Source organism: Mesorhizobium sp. DxT (genome assembly GCF_058448885.1).
On record NZ_JBZFLJ010000012.1, the window covers coordinates 16,976 to 38,132 of the forward strand.

The 21,157-nt window shown below is 62.5% G+C and carries 22 protein-coding genes and 2 pseudogenes; 11 read left to right on the top strand and 13 right to left on the bottom strand.

The window, feature by feature from the left end:
• The first annotated feature begins 5 nt into the window (after nucleotides 1-5).
• From ACVJNE_RS20240 to ACVJNE_RS20250, 3 genes are read left to right on the top strand one after another with little or no spacing between them, the layout of a single operon-like run.
• A complete protein-coding gene (locus tag ACVJNE_RS20240; protein WP_499568523.1) occupies nucleotides 6-449 on the top strand; it encodes a pseudoazurin in 444 nt (147 codons plus the stop codon).
• A 56-nt stretch (nucleotides 450-505) separates the two neighbouring features.
• On the top strand, nucleotides 506-727 hold the full coding sequence (locus tag ACVJNE_RS20245; RefSeq protein WP_499568525.1) for a hypothetical protein: 222 nt from the start codon (nucleotides 506-508) through the stop codon (nucleotides 725-727).
• Nucleotides 720-1,013, top strand: a complete 294-nt coding sequence (locus ACVJNE_RS20250) for a DUF6522 family protein (protein ID WP_499568527.1) — start codon at nucleotides 720-722, stop codon at nucleotides 1,011-1,013. Before ACVJNE_RS20245 ends, ACVJNE_RS20250 begins: the two co-directional genes overlap by 8 nt.
• A gap of 122 nt (nucleotides 1,014-1,135) precedes the next feature.
• Here the strand turns inward: ACVJNE_RS20250 and ACVJNE_RS20255 are convergent.
• From ACVJNE_RS20255 to ACVJNE_RS20305, 11 genes and pseudogenes are all read right to left on the bottom strand, one after another.
• Nucleotides 1,136-1,819 (bottom strand): annotated as a pseudogene (locus ACVJNE_RS20255) (cytochrome c3 family protein); the annotation flags it as partial.
• Nucleotides 1,820-2,317 (bottom strand): nitrate reductase cytochrome c-type subunit, encoded by a 498-nt coding sequence (locus ACVJNE_RS20260; protein ID WP_499568529.1) that lies wholly within the window; start codon nucleotides 2,315-2,317, stop codon nucleotides 1,820-1,822.
• Nucleotides 2,290-4,791, bottom strand: a complete 2,502-nt coding sequence (gene napA, locus ACVJNE_RS20265; RefSeq protein ID WP_499568531.1) for a periplasmic nitrate reductase subunit alpha — start codon at nucleotides 4,789-4,791, stop codon at nucleotides 2,290-2,292. The genes ACVJNE_RS20260 and napA overlap by 28 nt, the downstream gene beginning before the upstream one ends.
• Nucleotides 4,788-5,093 carry a chaperone NapD gene (locus ACVJNE_RS20270; RefSeq protein ID WP_499568533.1) on the bottom strand — a complete coding sequence of 102 codons (306 nt, stop codon included), beginning with the start codon at nucleotides 5,091-5,093 and terminating at the stop codon, nucleotides 4,788-4,790. Before ACVJNE_RS20270 ends, napA begins: the two co-directional genes overlap by 4 nt.
• Before the next feature lie 2 nt (nucleotides 5,094-5,095).
• Nucleotides 5,096-5,263: a periplasmic nitrate reductase, NapE protein gene (napE, locus tag ACVJNE_RS20275; protein ID WP_499568726.1), complete on the bottom strand. Its 168-nt coding sequence runs from the start codon at nucleotides 5,261-5,263 to the stop codon at nucleotides 5,096-5,098.
• A 148-nt stretch (nucleotides 5,264-5,411) separates the two neighbouring features.
• Nucleotides 5,412-6,656 (bottom strand): NnrS family protein, encoded by a 1,245-nt coding sequence (locus tag ACVJNE_RS20280; RefSeq protein ID WP_499568534.1) that lies wholly within the window; start codon nucleotides 6,654-6,656, stop codon nucleotides 5,412-5,414.
• Nucleotides 6,653-7,030, bottom strand: a complete 378-nt coding sequence (locus ACVJNE_RS20285) for a hypothetical protein (RefSeq protein WP_499568536.1) — start codon at nucleotides 7,028-7,030, stop codon at nucleotides 6,653-6,655. The genes ACVJNE_RS20280 and ACVJNE_RS20285 overlap by 4 nt, the downstream gene beginning before the upstream one ends.
• A gap of 120 nt (nucleotides 7,031-7,150) precedes the next feature.
• On the bottom strand, nucleotides 7,151-8,032 hold the full coding sequence (locus tag ACVJNE_RS20290; RefSeq protein WP_499568538.1) for a formylglycine-generating enzyme family protein: 882 nt from the start codon (nucleotides 8,030-8,032) through the stop codon (nucleotides 7,151-7,153).
• Between the two features lie 51 nt (nucleotides 8,033-8,083).
• Nucleotides 8,084-9,187 carry a copper-containing nitrite reductase gene (nirK, locus tag ACVJNE_RS20295; protein WP_499568540.1) on the bottom strand — a complete coding sequence of 368 codons (1,104 nt, stop codon included), beginning with the start codon at nucleotides 9,185-9,187 and terminating at the stop codon, nucleotides 8,084-8,086.
• Nucleotides 9,188-9,524: 337 nt separating this feature from the next.
• Nucleotides 9,525-10,808 (bottom strand): hypothetical protein, encoded by a 1,284-nt coding sequence (locus tag ACVJNE_RS20300; RefSeq protein WP_499568727.1) that lies wholly within the window; start codon nucleotides 10,806-10,808, stop codon nucleotides 9,525-9,527.
• A 135-nt stretch (nucleotides 10,809-10,943) separates the two neighbouring features.
• A pseudogene (locus ACVJNE_RS20305) lies at nucleotides 10,944-11,177 on the bottom strand (winged helix-turn-helix domain-containing protein); the annotation flags it as partial.
• A 132-nt stretch (nucleotides 11,178-11,309) separates the two neighbouring features.
• Here ACVJNE_RS20305 and ACVJNE_RS20310 point away from each other — a divergent pair.
• Nucleotides 11,310-11,819: a lipocalin-like domain-containing protein gene (locus ACVJNE_RS20310; RefSeq protein ID WP_499568542.1), complete on the top strand. Its 510-nt coding sequence runs from the start codon at nucleotides 11,310-11,312 to the stop codon at nucleotides 11,817-11,819.
• Between the two features lie 271 nt (nucleotides 11,820-12,090).
• Here the strand turns inward: ACVJNE_RS20310 and ACVJNE_RS20315 are convergent, their stop codons facing one another.
• Complete coding sequence (locus tag ACVJNE_RS20315; protein ID WP_499568544.1) at nucleotides 12,091-12,375, bottom strand: DUF982 domain-containing protein; 285 nt, start codon at nucleotides 12,373-12,375, stop codon at nucleotides 12,091-12,093.
• A gap of 998 nt (nucleotides 12,376-13,373) precedes the next feature.
• Between ACVJNE_RS20315 and ACVJNE_RS20320 the strand changes: the two genes are divergently transcribed.
• Together ACVJNE_RS20320 and ACVJNE_RS20325 are read left to right on the top strand one after the other, a co-directional pair.
• Complete coding sequence (locus tag ACVJNE_RS20320; RefSeq protein ID WP_499568546.1) at nucleotides 13,374-13,727, top strand: hypothetical protein; 354 nt, start codon at nucleotides 13,374-13,376, stop codon at nucleotides 13,725-13,727.
• A gap of 307 nt (nucleotides 13,728-14,034) precedes the next feature.
• On the top strand, nucleotides 14,035-14,499 hold the full coding sequence (locus tag ACVJNE_RS20325; protein WP_244649365.1) for a thermonuclease family protein: 465 nt from the start codon (nucleotides 14,035-14,037) through the stop codon (nucleotides 14,497-14,499).
• Nucleotides 14,500-14,857: 358 nt separating this feature from the next.
• Here the strand turns inward: ACVJNE_RS20325 and ACVJNE_RS20330 are convergent, their stop codons facing one another.
• Nucleotides 14,858-15,784, bottom strand: coding sequence for a LysR family transcriptional regulator (locus tag ACVJNE_RS20330; RefSeq protein WP_499568548.1), 927 nt, complete (start codon nucleotides 15,782-15,784; stop codon nucleotides 14,858-14,860).
• A 98-nt stretch (nucleotides 15,785-15,882) separates the two neighbouring features.
• Here ACVJNE_RS20330 and ACVJNE_RS20335 point away from each other — a divergent pair, with 98 nt between their 5' ends.
• The 5 genes from ACVJNE_RS20335 to ACVJNE_RS20355 all read left to right on the top strand — a co-directional run bounded on the left by ACVJNE_RS20335 (nucleotide 15,883) and on the right by ACVJNE_RS20355 (nucleotide 20,878).
• Complete coding sequence (locus ACVJNE_RS20335; RefSeq protein WP_499568550.1) at nucleotides 15,883-17,067, top strand: CaiB/BaiF CoA transferase family protein; 1,185 nt, start codon at nucleotides 15,883-15,885, stop codon at nucleotides 17,065-17,067.
• Nucleotides 17,064-18,008, top strand: coding sequence for a hydroxymethylglutaryl-CoA lyase-like TIM-barrel protein (locus ACVJNE_RS20340; RefSeq protein WP_499568551.1), 945 nt, complete (start codon nucleotides 17,064-17,066; stop codon nucleotides 18,006-18,008). Before ACVJNE_RS20335 ends, ACVJNE_RS20340 begins: the two co-directional genes overlap by 4 nt.
• A 55-nt stretch (nucleotides 18,009-18,063) precedes the next feature.
• Entirely contained in the window at nucleotides 18,064-19,059 is a 996-nt protein-coding gene (locus tag ACVJNE_RS20345; RefSeq protein WP_499568553.1) for a TRAP transporter substrate-binding protein, read from the top strand.
• Nucleotides 19,060-19,157: 98 nt separating this feature from the next.
• Nucleotides 19,158-19,595 carry a TRAP transporter small permease gene (locus ACVJNE_RS20350; protein WP_499568554.1) on the top strand — a complete coding sequence of 146 codons (438 nt, stop codon included), beginning with the start codon at nucleotides 19,158-19,160 and terminating at the stop codon, nucleotides 19,593-19,595.
• On the top strand, nucleotides 19,592-20,878 hold the full coding sequence (locus ACVJNE_RS20355; RefSeq protein WP_499568556.1) for a TRAP transporter large permease: 1,287 nt from the start codon (nucleotides 19,592-19,594) through the stop codon (nucleotides 20,876-20,878). The genes ACVJNE_RS20350 and ACVJNE_RS20355 overlap by 4 nt, the downstream gene beginning before the upstream one ends.
• Nucleotides 20,879-21,157 lie beyond the last annotated feature (279 nt).

Sequence of the window (21,157 nt, forward strand, 5' to 3'; positions counted from 1 at the left end):
GAAAAATGAAACGGATCATAGCAGCCCTGGCGCTCGGCGCCGCGGTCATCGCAGCAGGAGCGGCCGGAGCTGCCGAGTTCGAGGTCATGATGTTGAACAAGGGCGAGAAGGGCAACATGGTGTTCGAGCCCGACTTCATCAAGGCGGCTCCGGGGGACACGATCCGCTTCGTGCCGACTGACAAGGGCCATAACGTCGAGACGATCAAGGGAATGCTTCCCGAAGGCGCGGAGGCCTTCAAAAGCAAGTTCAACGAGACATTCGAGATCACGCTGGCGGCGGAAGGGGTCTATGGCGTGAAGTGCGCACCGCACTACGCGATGGGCATGGTGGCCCTCATCGAAGTGGGCCAGCCCATCAACGTCGAGGATGCCAAGACCGTGAAGCAGGCGGGCAAGGCAAAGACCGTGTTCGCCGAGCTGTTCGGCCAGGTGGTCGCGGCAAAGTAGCCGTGAATGCTTCACCAATGCCCGGATGTCGAGGGATCCGGGCCAGGAGGCGGACGATGACCGGGCCGGATGGAAAAGCAGCCCGCGCGAACGGTCGAGATGCGCAGAGGCACGACGCCGCGATCATGGGGAAGATGTCGCGGCAGTACGAACGCTGCCATCCGGACGACACGTTTGCCGACCTGGTGCGCCGGTCTTCCTTCTCGAAGGAGGACCGGCGACTACTTGAGGACTGGCTTGTTGCGACGGCCTCGCACGCGGGGTCGGCCGATGGCTGAGGCCCACTTGGATGTCATTTTCGAGAACGGTGGGGTGACCGTCGACGCCGCACTGGTGGCGGAAGGGCTTCGGCTGCGCCCCGACGCCGTCCCCTCGATGCTCCGCGACGGATCCATCACCTCCCGCTTCGAACGCGGCACTGGCGAGGATGACGGGCGGGTCCGCCTGACGTTCTGGCACGGAAACCTCAGGTTCCGGGTGATCGTAGACGGGGCGGGGCAGGTGCTTCGGCGCCTAAGGCTGGACCATGGAAGGCCGAGGCCTATCCGATCACCCATTGGATAGACATTGACAGGCGGAGACACTTACTCGGCAGCTGCTCCGGCGGAGCTGGTTCCGCCCCGGGCAGAGGCAATCGAATCCATGGACATGGCGGACAGCTCTTCGTCCAGGCTCCACATGGTCCGGTGCGGGGAATGGGCCAGCCGCTCCAGCCTGTCGAACACAGACGCCTGCGGCAGTTCGTCCCCCTGGAGCTCTGGGGGAACCTTCCAGCCTGGATCCACCCCTTCCATGTTCGGCAGCTCGTGCGCGATGCCCTTGTGGCAGTCGATGCAGGTCGCTTCGCCGGACAGGAGGTAGCGCGTATGGATCGTCGCGGCGCGCTCGGTCTGCCTGGAGAGGTCCATCGCCACGGACGAATGGCAGTTGCGGCACTCAAGGCTGTCGTTGGCCTTCAGCCGCGCCCACTCGTGCTGGGCGAGTTCGAGGCGGTGGTCGAGGAATTTGCGACGTGTGTTGATTGTGCCGAAGATCTTGCCCCAGACTTCCTTCGACGCCTGCATCTTACGGGCGATCTTGTCGGTCCACTCGTGCGGCACGTGACAGTCCGGGCAGGACGCGCGCACACCCGAACGGTTCGAGAAGTGGACGGTCCGCGTCAGCTCCTCATAGACGTTGTTTTCCATCTCGTGGCAGGAGATGCAGAACTCTTCCGTGTTGGTTAGCTCAAGGGCGGTGTTGAACGCGCCCCAGAAGATCACACCGCCGAGGAAGCCGCCAAGCGTCAGGAAGCCGAGGCTGAGCGTCGCGGCTGGAGTTGCGACGATGCCCCATGCCCAGGCGACCAACGCCTTCAGGCGTGACCACATCTATTCGTCCCCCGCGTGGCCGACGCCCAGCTCGCTCATGTCGGTGAAGGTGTTGCCGATGAGCGGCGCGGTGTCCGCCTGGGGGACATGGCAGGCCGTGCAGAAGTACCGGCGCGGCGAAACGTCCGCGAGCATCTGTCCCTCGCGCGTCATGTAGTGCGTGACGCTGATCATCGGCGCGCCCGAGCCTTCCGTGAACTCGCGCTTGTGGCATGACACGCAGCGGTTCGTATTGACGGAAAGCTGGTAGCCCTCGATCGAATGTGGAATCACCGGAGGCTGGTCCGGATAAGCCCGCATCCTGCGGATGTCGTCGACGGTCCACTTCGGGATCGGTCCGGCGGGTACTTCCTCCATGGGCTGACCCGCTCCGGTGAGCGGCGGAACGATTTCGGCGCTCATCTGCGCGAATGCCGCCGAGCCGGCCGCGACGGCGAGCACCGCGACGAGGATGGCGCGCACACGACGCGTCAGACGGGGATGATCTTGACCGCGCATTTCTTGAAATCCGTCTGCTTGGAGATCGGGTCTGTGGCGTCGAGCGTCACCTTGTTGATCAGCTTGCTCGCGTCGAACCAGGGAACGAAGACCACGCCCCGAGGCATGCGGTTGCGCCCCCTCGTCTCCACGCGGACCCTGATCTCCCCGCGCCGGGAGACCACGCGCACCTCGGCCCCCTGGTTGATGCCGCGCCGGCGAGCGTCGTCGGCGTTCATGAAGCAGACTGCACCCGGGAACGCCTTGTAGAGCTCCGGCACCCGCATGGTCATCGAGCCGGAATGCCAATGCTCAAGCACACGTCCCGTCACCAGCCAGACGTCGAACTCGTCGTCTGGAGATTCAGCCGGCGGCTCATAGGGCACGGCGAGGATGACGGCCTTGCCATCGGGCCTGCCGTAGAATTTCACCCCTTCGCCCGGCTTCACGTAGGGATCGAAACCTTCACGGTAGCGCCATTTCGTCTCCTTGCCGTCGACGACGGGCCAGCGAAGGCCACGCACCTCGTGGTAGGTGTCGAAGGGCGCGAGGTCGTGTCCATGGCCACGTCCGAATTCGGCGTATTCCTCGAACAGACCTTTCTGAAGATAAAAACCATATTCCCGGGATTCGCGGTTCTCATACTCGGCATCGAGGTCCGAAAGCGGGAAGCGGTCCACCTTGCCGTTCTGGAACAAGACGTCGAACAGCGTCTTGCCCTTGTAGTCCGGATTGGCTTCGAGGAGGTCGGCCGGCCACACCTCGTCGGTGGTGAAGCGCTTGGCAAATTCGGTGAGCTGCCACAGGTCCGAGCGAGCCTCACCCGGGGCGTTCACAAGCTGTCTCCAGACGTGAGTCCGTCGCTCGGCGTTGCCGTAAGCCCCTTCTTTTTCAACCCACATCGCGGCCGGTAGGATCATATCGGCCGATACCGCGGTGACGGTCGGATAGGCGTCGGAGACGACGATGAAGTTATCGGGGTTGCGATAGCCCGGATACGTCTCGTTCGAGCTGTTGGGTGCGGCCTGGACGTTGTTGTTGACCTGGACCCAGTAGAAATTGAGCTTGCCGTCGTGCAGCATCCTGTCCTGCTGGACGGCGTGGAAGCCGGGCTTTTCCGGAAGCAGCCCGTGCGGCAGCCGCCAGATTTCCTCGGCATGGTGACGGTGTTCCGGGTTGGTCACCACCATGTCGGCGGGCAGTCGGTGCGCGAAGGTGCCGACCTCGCGCGCGGTGCCGCAGGCCGAAGGCTGGCCCGTCAGCGAGAACGGGCTATTGCCGGGCTCAGAGATTTTCCCGGTGAGAAGGTGGATGTTGTAAACCATCTGATTGGCCCACACGCCCCGGACATGCTGGTTAAAGCCCATCGTCCAAAGCGACATGACCTTCACGTCGGGATTGGCGTAGAGCTCGGCCAGTTCCTCCAGGAACTCAGGCTCAACGCCAGAGAGTTCCGACACCATGTCGAGCGTGTAGTCGGCGACCATGGCTTTGAATGCGTCGAAGTCGATCGGCTCAGTCTTTCCCGGGTCTTGGGCGCCCTTGGCCGCCACCTCCACCGGGTTGTCGGGACGAAGCCCGTATCCGATGTCGGTCGCACCGCTCATGAAGACGGCGTGATCACGGACGAACTGCTCGTTGACCTGTCCCGTCTGGATGATGTGGTTGGCGATGTAGTTCAGGATCGCCAGGTCGGTGCCTGGCTTGAAGACAATCGGTATGTCGGCGAGGTCCATTGATCGATGGGTGAAGGTCGACAGCACCGCGCAGCGTACGTGCGGATGGCCGAGCCTGCGGTCGGCGACCCGGGTCCACAGGATCGGGTGCATCTCCGCCATGTTGGAGCCCCACAGCACGAAGGCGTCGGCGTGCTCGAAATCGTCGTAGCAACCCATCGGCTCATCCATGCCGAAGGTGCGCATGAAGGCCACCGCGGCCGACGCCATGCAGTGGCGGGCATTGGGGTCGAGATTGTTGGAGCGGAAACCTGCCCGCATCAGTTTGGTGGCGGCGTAGCCCTCGAAAATCGTCCACTGGCCCGAGCCGAACATGCCGATGGCCTCCGGCCCTTTCTCGCGGAGCACCGCCTTGCACTTTTCCGCCATCAGGTCGAAGGCCTCGTCCCAGGACACGGGTTCGAACTCGCCGTCCTTGTCGTAGACGCCGCCGCGCTTGCGCATCAGCGGGGTCGTCAGACGGTCCTCGCCGTACATGATCTTGGAGAGAAAGTAGCCCTTCACGCAGTTCAGGCCGCGATTGACTTCGGCCTGCATGTCGCCGTGGGTGGCAACGACGTGACCGTCCTTGACGCCGACCATCACGCCGCATCCGGTGCCGCAGAAACGACAGGGCGCCTTCGACCATTTGATCTCCAGCGCCTCCACGCCGCCTGGCACCGGCTGGGCAGCCGCGGGTAGCGCGATGCCCGCGGAAGCAGCGGCCAGCGAGGCAGCGTGTGCCTTCAGGAGTTCGCGGCGCGTGATCGAAGTCGTCATGTCGCGTGCCCCTCCTGTTCGTCGATATGCTCGAACACCATGTTCGCCGAGATCACGCCGTCCATCGAAGAAATACGGACCAGCGTCTCGCCGAGCATGCCGCTGCTCGATCCCTCGATCGTCACCACGATGCGGCTGCCTTCGTCGGCATGGACTTCCACGCCGGCGATTTCCGCGAGCTGCATTGCGAGTTGCTCGCGCTGTTCGGGAAAAGCCACGACGACGGCGCTTGATATGTGATGCCGGGCCACGGACGCGCCTGTGAGGAATGATCTACGTGTCACTACAGTGCGGTTGGACATCGTCAGCCTCCCGGAGGGCCGGGCGGCCCATAGACGATCTGATACATCCACACGAGGAAGCCGTAACCGCCGACCACGCCCACGGCCACGATTGGCCAGATCCCGAAGGCAAGCGCGAGGAACGCGAGCAATTCCCGCCGTCTGACCTTCGATCGCGGAGCCTGCGGCATCGAGAGCGTGTTGTCGCTGTCCTGGGTCATGACCTCCTCATCATGTGCCTTGGACTGGCTGGTCGCACGCGCCAGCCTCGCAGTGCAGGCTAGCGCTTTAAATGGTATTTTCAATACCCAATTTACTGCCGGTTGGCGGCTCAATGCATCACAACCCGCGGCGGCGACCCCATAGGATCGGCGCGTACCGGATGGCAAACAGCATGAAAGCCGTACTCCACAGTGCTCCGCCTGCAATCAGCACCGGAGCATACCAGTCGCCGGCGAAGGGCGCTGCAACCCGCAGCGCCGCTCCGACGGTGACCGTGATGTACATGGCGATGATCGTCCGGTCTGCGACGATCTCGCGTCCGGTATGGCCAAGGCTTGCACGGGTCATGACAGCCAGAGTCATCGTCCCGATCGCCCCGGCAGTCAGCGCGTGCAATGCGGCACTTTCAGGGGTTCCCGCGACGGATGCCAATCCCAGCAATGCCAAGGCCACGGCAAGCCAGCCATAGCCGACATGAAGGACGACCACGATTGGCTCGACAGCCGTTCTGTGGCCGCGCCAGCGCACCAGCCGTGCGCCCAACAGCATTCCTGCGAGGATAAGCGCGAATCCGGTGAAGGTCTCGTCCGGCACGACGACCCAAGCCGTGGAGGCGGCGGCGGTAGTGGCCAGGGCCACCTTGTCGAGCAGACCGAAGCTCGCGGGCAGCTTGATGCAGCGCTGCTTGACGAGCCAGTTGCGTGTGAAGCTCGGAACAATGCGGCCGCCAATCAGAGCCAGGAGCATGGCGATCGAGCCCAGGGCGAGGCGAAGGCCCACGCCCTGAGCGACGAGATCGAGGTTTGCGGCGTGGTCAAGTACGTTCGCCATCCCGAAGAGCGAGATCATCACGGCTACGGGCGCGTTTTTCCAGTTGCGGCCGGCCACGACTTCCCGCCAGACGGCGAAAGCCAGAACGGCTGGAAATGTGACGTCGACGGCCATCGCCACAAAGGGGTCAGGAAGACCGGCGCAGGCCACACGCCCCGCCGTCCACAGCAGGACCAGCGCGGCCAGCGGCCAGCCGCTCAGAGGCAGCCGACCCGTCCAGTTCGGGATGGCCGTCAGAACGAATCCTGCGACGACGGCCTGCAGGTAGCCGAAGACCATCTCGTGGGCATGCCAGTGAAGGCCGGGAAATGGTCCTGGCAGCGCCTGTCCGGAAAAGTACATCGACAGCCATGCCGGGATGGCAACGCCCGCGTGGAGGGCGGCCAGGAAGAAAAACGGTCGGAACCCGTACTGGAGTATCGGCGGCATGCTTGTCACGCGGCCCCGCCCGTCTCGCGTCGTGTCGCCGGCTCTGCGCAGGGTGCGAAGGACCGACCTGTCGGTCCCTGCTGAAGCGGCCTCGGCGCTCATCGGCCTCCTCCCGCAGCCTTCCGGGCTGCCTGCGCGCCGGCCGCCGCGAAGCCGGATACGTCAGCGAACAGGTCGGCGATTTCCATGAATGCGGAGCCGTCGGGCTCGTCAGGCATCAACTCGTCCAGTTCTCCGAGAAGAGCGAGCACGATGACGATGGCGTCGCGCATGCGCCTTGCGTCAGCGAGTCCCGAACCCCGCCGCACCAGTTCGTCCTCGGCGTCGACACGGTCGAGCATTTTGTTTGCTGTCTCCTGGCAGCCGCAGTCGAGGCGCGCTTCCGATAGCTCTCGCCGAAGCCTTTCGACGAGCGACGGCATGTTCTCGAAAGGCTGGACGAGGTGGGATGGAGTTCTGCGGACGTGACTACTCATTTGGTTGTCTCCTTGCGAAGGACGGCCTCCGCAGCATCGACGCGGCCTCAGCCGGCCTCGCTTCCGGCACGTTTGGATTCTCGATTACCTCCGTGACCAATTTGGCAGCTCCAGCCGTCATCAAAAGCCTGCCGCCCTGTCCCACAGGCGCGCGGCGGCAAGCTTGACATGGGCCAAGGAAGTGTCGTCACGGACGAGCCGAAAACCGAGATGCTCCGGGGGCGTGCCCACCGCGCACCCGCCACTCTTGCCGTCGCGCACGAAGCTCGACATGTAGGCCCGGTGAAGCCCCTCCAGGACGCGAACGCCGCAATTGTCCGTACGGGACTCGACGGAACCGTCCGGAGCGAGCGTCGTCCGAGCATAGCAAGTCGACGTCCACTCCCAGACATTGCCGCCGAAGTCATCGATGCCGTTCGCGTTAGCGCCGTAGAAGCCGCGCGCCTTGACGGCGGGATCGGCCGGGCGCTTAGCCGCCGATTCTTCCCTGTAGCGGCGCAGCCAGGCGACCGCCGGATTGGCCGGATTCTCGGCCGCGGCGGAGAAGGCGTCTCCTGCGAAGCGCTCACCCGCGGCGGCCGCTGCCTCGTCCGCGGTCGGAAGCCGCCACGGGTATCCTGTCTTATGCGAGTACCAAGCGGCGAACGCGGTCGCGTCGCGGTAGTTTACCCCGGTGACAGGCACGTCCTGACCGACCCGGATCGGGCCGTCGGCCGGATCGCAGGCACCGTCCTCGACGCACAGGGCATACGCCGCGGCGCCGACCTGCTGCTTCATGATGCGGAAGGCGCTCACCTTGAGTGGTTCAACCGTGGGTGCCGTCGGAACGCCCCTGGTCAGGAATTCTCCCGGAGCTGGGAAGTCCAGAGTGACGGTCCTGATCTCAACCGTCTCCGCGATGTCGGCGGCCATGGAGGCGTGGTGGGCGATTCCGGCCGCGGTGGCGGGCACGGCAAGCGCAGCAGCCGCGCCGACCAGAACGTCGATGAGGTGATGTGGCATAGCGGTTCTCGAAGGGGTGGCGGCCCGGAGCGAGACCGGGCCGCCTTGCAGTCAGTGAGTGGGGATCGGGCCGGGAGCCTCGACCTGCTTCATCAGGTCGTCGTTCCAGTCGCCCTCGACCAGAAAGTGCGCGGTCGCTCCGAGTTCCACTGCCTCGATGAGGTTGTGGTTTACGTAGGCGTACACGCCCGGCTGCAAGAAGGTGTAGAGCGCCGCTCCCGCCGAGCCGCCGCGAATGAACCACGTCTCCAGGTCCTTGGCGGGCGGGTTGTCGAACTTGCCCTCTTCCCAGACATAATCGCCATGGCCGCCGATCAGGTGCGGGCGGGTGTCGCGATTAGCCTGGCTGTGGACGATCAGGACGGTTTCCCCGACCCGCGCCTTCATGGCGTTGTCGCCAGTCAGCGCGCCCTTGGCACCGTTGAAGACCACATGCGTCGGAGTAAGGCTCTTCATGACCTCGAGGGTATCGGCATAGCTGTCCCCGTGGCTCTCGTAGGTCTTGAAGTTTCCATCCTCGTCACGCGGGACGTAGAAGTCGTTTTCGCCGATGTAGAAGACCTTGTCGTAGGTGATCTGTTCGCCCTTGTCGTTCTTCAGCCCGTCGCGCGGCAGCACCATGATCGTCCCCGACATGCCCGACACGACGTGCCAGGGGATCATCGGACCTTCCGGTGCGCAGTGGTAGACGAAGGTGCCAGCGCGAGTCGCCTTGAAGCGTAGCTTCACCTGCTCTCCGGGGTTGACCAACGTCAGCGCCCCTCCGCCCAACGCACCAGTCGCTGCGTGGAAATCGATGTTGTGCGGCATCGAATTGCTGCCGGGGTTCACCAGTGTCAGTTCGACATAGTCGCCCTCGTGGACGACCATCATCGGACCAGGGATCGAGCCGTCGAAGGTCATGCCTTGGAGGACTGTGCCCTCGTCGTCGATGACAACGGGCTTTTCCTCGATGGTCATGGTGAACTCGACCACCTTCGGCCCTTCCTTGGTTGCCTGCTGGTGTGCATGGACGAAGGGCGGAGCGACGAGCGTGACCTGCTCGCGCGGCAGCGCTTCGATCTCGGCTTCGTTCGCGAAAGCGGCCATCGGGGGCATCGCGGCCAGCATGGCGGCGGCCGCCGCTCCCATCAGTGCCTGGCGGCGCGTGAACATCTCGGTTCTCCTTTGTGATCCATCGTTGTCGATGGGGAAAACCTACGCCTTCACGCTGCCTTCGTGTTTGTGCTGGAACAAACTATTGACGGTTTCCAGCGTGAGAAGCGCTCACTTCAACCTTCGGGACCGACAAGCGAATGCGGAAGATATGTGGCTGTCTGTTGGACGAAATAGAACGCCGCTCACCTCTCTCGAATGCCCCGAGCTGGTGGCGAAACAGTGGGGCGTATACGACCACATAGGGCGCGCAAAACCTCTCGGCGCATTGGAGGCCGGGTCTGGAAGGTCCGGCTCCAAAGGCGATAAGTGAACAGCAGTGGTTGGCTCTCAGGCCTCAGTCCGGCAGACCGGCGGCGCGCAGGTGGACCGCCATCGCCTCCACGTCGGCAGGGTTGCGGAATGGAATGATGGTAAAATGGCGCGCTATCGAGAAGTTGGGATTGAGATCGATGAGGCGGCCAGCGGCCGCTATCGCCTCCTCCGCTTCTCCTGCGGCAGAAGCAGCGATCGTCAGGAACAGCAGGCAGGGCTGGAGCTTCGGCGCGACAGCGGCGCACTTACGTGCAGAGGCCAGTGCCGCGTCGTAATTACCCGTAAAGAACTCCGCGCGCGACTTCAGTGCCGCTGCCAGAGGCGTTCCGGCCGGATCAAGCCGTTCGAGCTCATTCCAGGCCGCAAGGGAATCAGAGTGAAGGCCAGCACGCGCCAGCGTATCGGCATATGTTCCAAGCGTGGAGGCGTCGTTTGGGTTGAGGCGCAGGGCCTCGCGCAGTTCCGCGAGACCGGTGTCGAAATCGCCCTCACGAGCGATCAGGGCTCCGAGCCCGGCGCGCGCGGTGGAGTAATGCGGGTCTAGCTGCACCGATTTTGCGACTGCGGCTCTTGCCTCCGCCAGTACGGCGAGATCGCCCCGGCGTTCGTCGTAGGGTTGAATAAAGAACTGAATCAAGAGCTGGGAGAGAAGCTCCCAGGCGACCGCGTAGTTTGGATCGAACGCAACCGCGCGCCGCGCCAGTTCGAGCGCCTCGACCGCGCCTTCATGGCTGAAGGTCAGGTGAGCCTTGCGACCGCGCAAGACCAGATCATAGGCGTCCAGCACCGCCGGCGGCTTGCCCTGCGAGCGGATGACCGCCGCATTTCTTGTTTGTGCTGCAAGTTGTGCAGCGACATCCGAGGCGATCGATTCCTGAATTGCAAAGACGTCGCCCCAAGGACGGTCGAAACGCTCTGTCCAGCGGTTGACCCCGGTCTCCAGGTCGACAAGCTGGACAGCGAGACGCAGTTCATCGCCGTTCCGCCGCAGGCTCCCCTGCAGCAGGAAGTCAGCGCGAAGCCCCTCACGGATACGAGCCAGATCGTCGTCGGTGTCGAACCGAAAGCTCGAATTGCGGGCGATAACCGCAATGTCACGGAAACGCGACAGCGCCATGATGACATCCTCAGCGACGCCTTCGCCCAGCCAGGCGTCGACATCGCTTTCGGTGCTGGTTCGGAATGGCAGGACGGCGACAGAGGGTCTGGGATCACGCCCTTCCGCGCTGCTGACATCAGCAGCGAAGTGCGTCCATGCCATGCCGGCCACAACCGCCGCCAGCGCCAATAGAGCCGTAAGCGCCACCAGAGGTCGACGCCAGAGGGGATGCGACATCGGGCGCGGAAAATGCCCGTCGTTTTCCTCAGTGACGCCTCCAGCAAAAAGATAGCCGCGTCGCGGCACTGTCTTGATCAAGCAATGATCATCGTCGCCGAGCGCTTTGCGAACGTCGCGCACGCATTGAGCAAGCGCATCGTCGTTTACGATCACATCGGGCCACACGACGGCTACCAGTTCATCTTTGGTGACCAGGCGACCGGAGTGCTCGACAAGGAAACGCAGCGTATCGAATGCCTTCGGCCGCAGCTCGATCTGGTGTTCACCTTCAGTGAGCGCCATTCGTTCCATATCAAGAACGAAGGAGCCGAACCGATATCGTCTTGCCGTATTCATTCCTCCCTCGCACGCATGCGATCAGCCGAAATTATACCCGTATTAGAGGAAAATTGCAGCGCGAATACATGCGTCCCACCGGAAGACAGAGCAGGCTTCGCGTGCTTTCCGTGCATTACAGGAGGAACACCAATGGAACGCAAAAGCACTCTCTTCGCTGCCTCAGCGATTTCACTTCTCGCAGCGTGCCATTCCGCCGCTGCAAGCGATGTCAGGAGCCTGAAGGAGCAGGTCGTGGGAACATGGTCGCTCGTCTCGCTCAGGGTCCACCAGCCCGACAAGAAGGTCGAGCTGTTCGGCGAGAAACCGCGAGGAATCCAGATCATGGATCCGAACGGTCGATTCGTGAACATCATCACCCGCTCCAGCCTCCCGCTCTATGCGGGCAACAACCGCATGCAAGGTACGGCCGAGGAATACACCGCGATCGGAAAGGGATCGAATGCTTTGTATGGGACCTACGAGGTCGACGAAGAGAACCAGACCGTGACCTTCAATGTCGAGGTCAGCACGTTTCCGAACTGGGAGGGCGAAAAGCAGCGTCGCGAATCCAGCGTGGAGGGCGACGTCTGGCGTTACACCAATCCTATGACAACGATCGGCGACGGCCATGTCGAGGTCGTCTGGAAACGCCTGGACTGAGCCAGAAGGGGCACTGGCCCCTGAACGCATCCGCCTCATCGAGGCGGATGCGTTCACCGCGTGCTCGTCTGGGGGAAGTGGTCGACCCGGCGGGAAACCGCCATCATCGACTGTGCCTGTGCGTCTGTTGCCGCGCCGGACTTCGCCACGACAACCATCGTGGAAAGTGAACCATAGTCCGGAGCTGGCTTTTCTTATCGCGCAGTGGCAAAAGCGCCCTCGATGAATCCGCCGACGGCCGGTGTCGCTCAACGGTTCCGATAGCTACGCGTTAACGTCGAACGGCAGTGCTGTGCATGTCATAGCCAGGTACCGGATCGAACGTTGGCTCAAGGACATTCATCATCCTCGCAAAAGCGACGAACGCTTCGCGGGCTTCCTCTGCGGACACCTCCTGCGCCAGCGCTGCGAGACATAGTCGGCGGACGTTCTCGCGAATCGGTCCACGCCGTGCTGGCGGCCATTCGTCGAGGAAATCGAGGAGATCACCGATTGTAAGCAGATCCCGAGAACCGGATAGCCCAACGGTAACCGTGACTGGCAGATGCAGCCTCATGATGGCATTCCTCCCGAAGATGCATAGGGACGATCGCTCAACGCCGATTGGCTGAAAGGGTTGCGTATGCGACACTACAAAAGAACGGCCGGCGTTGAGCCGGCCAGCGAGTCAGGAGGTTGGGTATCGGCAGGGCCAGTGGAAGTCCGCGCTCGCCAACCAGAAACCATGCGTTTTGTTCCAGCCCCCTTGCTCAAGAAACAACGCAGACGCGACGCTGCAGAGTGGTGGTAGCCGCAAGATGGAAGAACTTGCGGCACATAACGGTTATCCAAACCGGAACCTTGCGGCCGCCATGCCGGCCCCCGGCAGACCGCTCCGGAACGAGACGAGCGCTTCAGCCACCCAAAGCCAGCAGCAGGTCTTAACAAGAAAGGGCCGGCACGAAGGCCGGCCAAGTTTTGAGGGGATATACGGCAGGGCTGCAGTCCTGCCGCCCCACCAACCGCCCACAGTCTGGTTTGTTCCAAGCAGCGACCGGTGAGCGCCGAGACGCGGTTAACGATGGGGTTGTCTGGCGGGAAGGTCCCGCTTCAGTAAGTCGCCGAGAACTGACGCGGTTTCCAAGAGGAGACGTCTGATCTCCGATGGCGTCAGTTCATGCGCCCGGTCGGCAGCATCCTGCAGTTCGACCACCAGTTCCACACCTCGCATATGCAACTGCATTGATCGGTTCCTCATACCTTTCTCTGACAGTGCGATAATCAACAACAACGAACCCTTTCCGGCAAGCGCCGGGTGAAAGGAACACCATGGCCACGCGACACAAGCGGGGCTCATCAGCGCTCGTCGCCGCCGTGACTCGTGACAGCGCTGGTCCCCGGATCGGGGCGTGAAGAAGGTTTCCAATCACAACGAATATGCAGCCAAGGTCTGCCGTCCTTCGACGTGTGCCAGGGTCCGCTCGGCACGCTCGCATGAACCCGGGCCGCCCGCGGCTCTGGGCAATCCCATGAAGGGCAAATGCCACGCGCTTGCTGTTCACTGCAGCAGCGGCGATGCTCTCGCTCGCTGCCTGCACCACGACCGATCGCACCAACGGCGAGCAGATCGCCAATAAAGACGTTCACTCGGCGCCAAGGCTGCATGCCGGCTCCTGCCGGCTGCAGAGGCTGTGGCAGACATCATTGCTACTGGCGATCCGCGTCCGCCGCCAGCTTCCGCCGAACTTCTTCGAGCGCAACGCTCAGAAGCGCATCGACCTCCTCAAGTTCGGTTCGCAAGTCGTCCCGGTCGCCGATGTAGCGGCGCAGCTCTTCGAGCATCTGGCAGACATGTTCCATACAACGTCCTCTGATTCATTCGCGATGAAGGCACGCCAAACGCGCTCCATCGTAATACGGGTGCTCTAGGGGCATGGATCAGTGGCGGTAAGGCCGCTAGAGTTTCTTGAGGATAGCAAGAAGTTGACCTTCGCGACTGGTCATGGCCGCGAGAGCATTGGCGACGCTTTACTGAGGGTTCTGGTGTCCTGCTCATTTGAGCACCTCATGCCGGTGGGCGAACCCTACCGGGCAGTCTGAACTCTGCGCATCCGCCGCGTATTATCCTTTCGATGGATTTGACGCGACCTGAGGCAATTGCCGCACATTCCACCGTTTCAGTTTCCGACTTCGTAACTCGCATGATCGACAATGAGCTCCGAAGTGGGAGGCTGCCATGTTCGGACAACCGCCGGTATTCTTTGTGGGCTTCTGCGCGGCGCTTGCCGGTGCCGGGATCATCGGATGGAAGATCGCGCCTGAGGAACGCCGGGTTGATGCTGCATCGATCGTCTCGGCCGGCCACACCATCGCCATGCCGATCTGCGGCAGCGGCAAGCGCATCAACTGCGTAGTCGATGGGGACACGATCTGGGTGAGGGGTGAGAAGATTCGCCTCGAAGGCTTCAACGCGCCCGAGATGAACGGCTCGTGCGACCGCGAAAGGCGGATGGCCGTTCAGGCGCGAGATGAGCTCCGGCGCGCGCTCGACGGCCGTGCATTCACCATCGAGCGCAACGGCAAGGATCGTTACGGGCGCACCCTGGCCACGATCCGCGTTGGCGAGCGCGAGGTTGGTGCGGAGCTGATCAGCAAGGGGCTGGCGCACGAATGGCGAGGGTTCAAGGAAAGCTGGTGCTAGCTCGCAAGCTCTGAACCGCTGACAGGATTGGTGCTTTTCCCATCCGCATCCGGGCAAAGAAAGACCCTGCCGGGGCGGGGGTTCCCTGTCAGGCTGCTTCCGCATGTGGAAATGGCATATCGAACCGCAACGGAACACCAAGCGCCCTGAAAGCATCCTCAAGGGAGTCGAGGCGCGAGTTGTGGTCGAGCCTGAACAGTCTATCCACGTGTTCACGCTTACAATCGAGTAAGCGCATCAGGTCGGCGCGGGTCTTACCCTGTTCGCGAAAGATCATGTACAGCGCGGATTCGAGCTACACGAGCGCCGGCACCTCAACAAAGCGGCCAGCTGCCGTGCGCGATGAGCGGAAATGAGCCTACTTGGCAATCCTGGCTTCCCAGCGGCCATCGACCACCGCGCCTCGCACCAGTTCCACCATCAGGTTACGCACGGTTTCCAGGGCGTAGGTCGCCGGGCGATCGGCCAACTCGCAGATGTAGAGGGTTCGCGAAAGCTCAGGCTCGATGATCGGCCGGAAATGCAACAGGCCGCTTTCGATATGCTCGTACATGAAAAGCTTGGTGCCGATTGCGCAGCCGAGCCCAGCGGCCAGTGACGCCCCGATGGCGTGGACGGAGTTCATCTGCAGCTTGGCGCGGCCTTCGATCTTCTTCAGCAGGTTGGTGTCGTCCATCAGCGCCCGGGCCGAGATGCCTTGCCGCAACAGGATCAGCGGCAAGTCGAGAATGTCGTTGAACAGCACCGGCGCGTCACTGGCGCCAATGATCTCGCGCGTGCCGACGAGCACCATCTGCTCTTCGAGTACCGGCTGCGTCTTCAGCCGCGGGTCGGCCGGCGGGTTGTAGACGAGCGCGAGATCGACCTCCGAGGCCATCAGGTGCAGCAGCGTCGATCCTGACAGGCTTTCAGACAACGACAACCGCACCCGCGGATAATCGTCGACGATACGGCGGCAAAGATCGACGCCGATCGCCTTGACGGCGGAATATGCCATGCCGACCGAGACGTCGCCGGAGACATCGTCGCCGGCCTCCCGAATGTCCTTCTGTGCGGCCGACATCGCCTTCAGGATCGCCTTGGCGTGACCGTAGAGTCTCTCTCCCGCCGCCGTTGGCCGCAGGCCCCGGGGCTTGCGTACGAACAGATCGGTCCCGAACTCGGCTTCCAGATTGGCGAGATGGTGGCTCAGCGCCGAGACTGCGACACGGCAGGTCTCGGCTGCACTCGACAAAGTGCCCTGCTCGTAGATGGCGGCGAAGTACCGAAGCTGCCGTGAGTCCACCCGCTCTAACCTTTCTAGATTTTCGAACGTTCGGTTAGAAACATTATGATTTTCCGTCTTCTCCGGCAACGCTAGCGTGAAGCATCGAGGAGGCGTGAATGCAATCGGACTTCCAACCGCTGGCCGGCATGAGGGTTGTCGAGATGTCCCACATGATCATGGGGCCGTCGTGCGGCATGTTTCTCGGCATGCTGGGTGCGGAAGTGATCAAGGTCGAGCCGCCAGAAGGCGACAAGACCCGCAATCTTACCGGCATGGGTCGCCCCTTTTTCCCGTTGTTCAATCGCGGCAAGAAGTCGGTGCAGCTGGACCTGCAATCGGAGAGCGGTCGCAAGGCGCTTGATGCGCTGTTGGCAACGGCCGACGTCTTCATCGACAATTTTCGCGACGCATCGCTGGCAAAGATGGGAGCGGACCCGGACGATCTGCGCAAGCGGTTTCCTGAGCTCGTGCTGGCTTCGCACAAGGGCTTTCTCGCCGGGCCCTACCAGGACAGGACGGCCCTCGACGAAGTGGTGCAGATGATGACGGGCCTCGCCTACATGACCGGTCCGACGGGGCGTCCGCTCCGGGTCGGCTCGTCCGCTAACGACATCATGGGAGGGCTTTTTGGCGCGTTCTCGGTCGTGGCTGCACTCCTGGAGCGCCAACAGACTGGCAAGGGTCGCAGCCTGCGCGTCGGGCTGTTCGAAAACTGCCTGTTGCTCGTAGCCCAGCACATGGTGCAGTTCGAGCTGGAAGGCGTGAACCCACCGCCTATGCCTGAGAGGACCTTCTCGTGGCCGGTCTACGATATATTCGACACAGCCGACGCGAAACAGATGTTCGTCGGAGCGGTGACGGAGGGTCAATGGACGGCACTGTGCAAGTTCCTTGGCCTGGATGATCTGCTCGCCGATCCCACCCTGCAGACACGCATGGACCAGATCGATGCCCGAGACCGCACCATTCCTATCGTCGCTGCGGCAATCGCCACCCACCGTGCGGCCGATCTATCGCAAGAGTTCGAAGCTCTCGGTATTCCTTATTCGCCGATCGCCAAGCCCTCCGAGATGTACTCGGATCCGCATGTGATGCGGCCAGGCGGGCTGGTAACCTCCAAGCTGCCCAGCGGCCAGACATTCCGGGCGCCGTCGCTGCCTGTCGATGTCGACGGTTCCATGATGAGCGTCGGCGGTGACGTTCCAGCCCTTGGCGCTGACACGACGGCGGTGCTGGCGGGTCTCGGCTTTGATGCCGACGCGATCGGCAAGGCGCGTGGCAGCGCAAGGAGAGCCGCATGAACCGCCGCGACGAAGCCTATCCAGTCGACAAGATCAGCCTGCGTGAGGTCGGGCTCCGCGACGGCCTGCAATTGGTGAAGGCCTGGCCGTCGACTGAGGAAAAGCGCACCTGGCTGTTGCAGGAGCATGCGGCCGGCGTCCGGCACTTCGAGGTTGGCTCGTTTCTGCCGGCCAACCGCATGCCGCAATTTGCCGACCTCGCGGCAATAATCGAGGCAATGGCGGCGCTCGACGGAGCACGATCGGCAGCCCTGGCTTTGAACGAGCGCGGCGCCGTCGATGCCATCAGCACAAATGTCGACGAGATCGTTTGCGTGGTTTCTGCGACCGAGGAACACAGTCAGGCGAACATGCGCCGCTCGCGAACCGATGCGATCGACCTCGTGCGGACCGCTGCCCGCCTGCGCGACGAGACCGGTCACAAGGCACTGATCAATGCCGGCATCGCCATGGCTTTCGGCTGCTCGATCGCCGGCAGGGTGCATCCGGATGACGTAGTCCGGCTTGCCGAGGCATGCCTGCAGGCCGGCGCCGACGTCGTTGGCATTGCCGATACGGTCGGCTTTGCGGGTCCGCGACAGGTAGAACGGCTTGCCGGCGATATGCGCACGCTGGTGGGCGACGGCGGATTCATCGTCCACCTTCACGACACCCGTGGCATGGGCATCGCGAATGCGTCGGCAGCACTCGATGCAGGCTGTCGCATCCTCGACGGTTCGCTTGGCGGGCTCGGCGGCTGTCCATTCGCCCCCGGGGCGACCGGCAACGTGGTCTTCGAGGACCTGGTCTTTCTTTGTGAAACCATGGGCTTCGCCACCGGTATCGATCTGGAAGCGCTGGCGGCCGTCCGCAGCATTCCCGAAAAGGCAATGCCGGGAGAGCGCTTCTTTGGAGGAATTGCGCGTGCCGGACTTCCGGCGACGCTCGAATGGAGGGCCTGAGCGGGACCGGAAATCCCGCTTTCCAACTGACGATGCATTCTAGGGAGGAATGACAATGCCAAGAACCACACAAGTCCTGACGGCGACCTTGCTGCTCTCAGCCTCTGCGATCGGCATGGCCAATGCGCAAACCGCGATGCGCTGCAGCCATCAGCTACCGCCGGCCCATCATATCGCCATCGTTGTCGACCAGTGGGCGGCAGAAGTGGAGAAGCTCTCCGAGGGCGAACTCGACGTTCAGGTTTTCGGCGCCGATAGCCTGGTCAAGGCGAACGACAACATCCTCGCGGTCGCCAAGGGCGACATCGAGTGCGCCTTCTCGCTCAATTTTCAATGGGGCAAGACGCTGCCGCTGATGAACGTGACTGTCGGCCCATACACGATGTCGTCGATCGAGGCCTGGAAGAAGTGGCCAACCTCGGAAGCAGCCGCATTCCTCGAAGAAAAGCTTGCCGAGAAGGGAGTCAAGAACGTCGCCTGGATGTTCCAGACCAACACCAGCGTCTTCACATCCAAGGGCAAAGCGTTGATCGCCCCCGCCGATTTCCAGGGTCTCAAGATGCGTGGCATCGGTCCCGCCTTCGACCGTGGCCTGACGGCAATGGGCGCGACGACCGTATCGATGCCCGGAAGCGAGGTCTACCAGGCGCTGGCCACCGGCATCGTCGACGCCGCGATCACCGACGTCGCCGCTGCCTACTCGCGCAAGTATTTCGAGGTTCAGGATCACATGACGGTGGTTCCGGTACTGGCGGCTTATCTGCACGGCTACGTCAATCCGTCTTGGTACGAAGGCCTCAGCGACAAGTCCAAGGCGGCACTGGACGAGGCCGGAAAGTCTGCGTCGCAATGGGCGCTCGACGCTTCGATCAAGGCCTCCGCAGATGCACCGAAGCAACTGGAGGAAAAGGGCGTCACCGTCCACATAGCGACCGATGCGGAAAACGAGGCGTTCAAGGCGGCGATGCAGCCGGCCTTCGCCGAGGGCTTCGCGGAGGAGACCGGCGAGGACGGCAAGACGCTGCTCGGCCTGATCGAGAAGATCCAGTAGCATTCGGCATGTCCGGAGAACCGGCAAAGGAGGAGGCGCCCAGCGCCTCCTCACTTCCCCTGAGAGCAGCGAGGGCTCTGTCGCGGCTGGGCGGAGCATTGAGCGCCCTGCTGATCCTGGTTGTCCTGGGTATCACGGTCGTCAGTGTCTTCAACCGCTACATGCTTAACAAGCCCATCATGGGCGTGGACGAGGGGACGGGATTTCTGGTGGTGGCAATAGTCATGCTAGGTGCGGCGGAGGCTTTGCGGCGCGGCGATCATATCCGCATCGATCTTCTCGTCGATCACGCCAGCCCCCGGTTGCGCTGGTGGCTGGAACTGTGGTCGCTTGCCAGCGTCATCTGCTTCGCCGCGTTGCTGCTGGTGGCCTCGTGGCACACGGTCCGGTTCTCGCGAGCCTTCGGCGCCTATTCCACCGGCTATCTGTCGATCCCAATGTGGATACCGCAATCCACGATGGTCGTCGGATCGGTTCTGCTAGGCCTAGCCGCGCTTGCGGCCTTGCTCGACAGAGCAGGGAGAAGGCGGCCATGACGACGCTGCTCATCCTCGGATCACTTGTCTTTCTGCTCCTGACCGGCATGCCGATTTTTGCCGCGCTCGGCCTGTCGTCGGTCGCGGTGCTGCTGGTCTTCGAGGGCAAGATCGACTCGATCGCGGACACCATCTTCGCCAGCCTGAACAATCCCTTGCTGGCGACCATCCCGATGTTCGCCTTCATGGCCCATGTCATGATCAAGGCAAAGGTCGTCGACGATCTTTACGACATGGCCAACAAGCTTGTCGGCCATGTCAAGGGCGGACTCGGCTTCGCGACGATCCTTTCCTGCACCATCTTTTCGACCATCTCCGGCTCGTCGGTCGCCACCGCTCTCACCATAGGCTCGACCGCGATCCCGCAGATGCAGCGGTTCGGATACCGCCCGCGCGACACCTATGGAATCATCGCGGCCGGCGGAACATTGGGAATCCTCATTCCTCCATCAGGCCCGATGATCCTCTACGCAATCGTGACCGATGCCTCGATCGGGGCCCTGTTCTTGGCCGGCATGATCCCCGGATTGATCATGGCGGTGGTCTTTGCCGTCTTTTCCTGGGTGCAAGCCAACAGGCACGGCGAGACCGAGGCGCAGACCTGGCCGGGCAGCCGGGTCGTTGCGCGGGCGCTGCTCAACTCGATCTGGGCCGTCGCATTGCCGCCGATCATCCTCGGTGGCATCTATCTCGGCGTTTTCACGGCGGCCGAGGCAGCTGCGGTCGGCGCGGTCTACGCGCTGGCCGTAGCGCTGATCGTCTATCGCAATGTCTCGCTGGCTGATCTGTGGGACTGCACCTGGCAAACGATGCGCACCAGCGCGATGCTGTTCATGATCATCGCCGGCGCCGGCCTTTTCGGTCATGCGGTCACGATCATTCGTCTTCCGGCAGAGATCATGGAGACCGTAACCGCCTTCGGACTGTCACAGACCGGCTTCATCCTAGTGGTGATGGTCGCCATCTTCATCCTTGGAATGTTCCTGGAGACGATCGCCATCATCCTGATTACCACGCCGATCATCCTACCGGCGATGATGGCGCTCGACATCAATCCGATATGGTATGGCGTGCTCTTGATGATCAATCTGGAGCTGGCCCTGATCACGCCGCCCGTTGGCATGAACCTATTCGTCATCAAGGGGATAACCGGAGCGCCGCTCGCCGACGTCATCCGCGGCTCAATGCCCTACGTCGCGCTGCTGGTCGGCGGCCTGGTTCTGTTCTGGGCGTTTCCGCAACTTTCCTTATGGCTACCAACTGGCGCAGGATTTGGCCGATAGGCCACCAGTGGGTTATACAACGTCGGTGCGCAGAGCCATCGGGACGCACACATGGTGGAACAAGGCATCTGACGGTCGTTCAGATGGAAGACTGTCCGTTGAGAGGCAATGTTCGGCGATAAGCAGCCGTCGGGGGGCTGAGGTATCTGTTCAAGGTTTGCCTACGCCATTCATCCCCCCAATCAGGAAGATGTACCCAACCTTCTTCTGACATCCGACAGTCCTCGCATTCCAACAAGAATGGTCTGAGGGTTCTGATGGTATCAGTATGACCTCAGC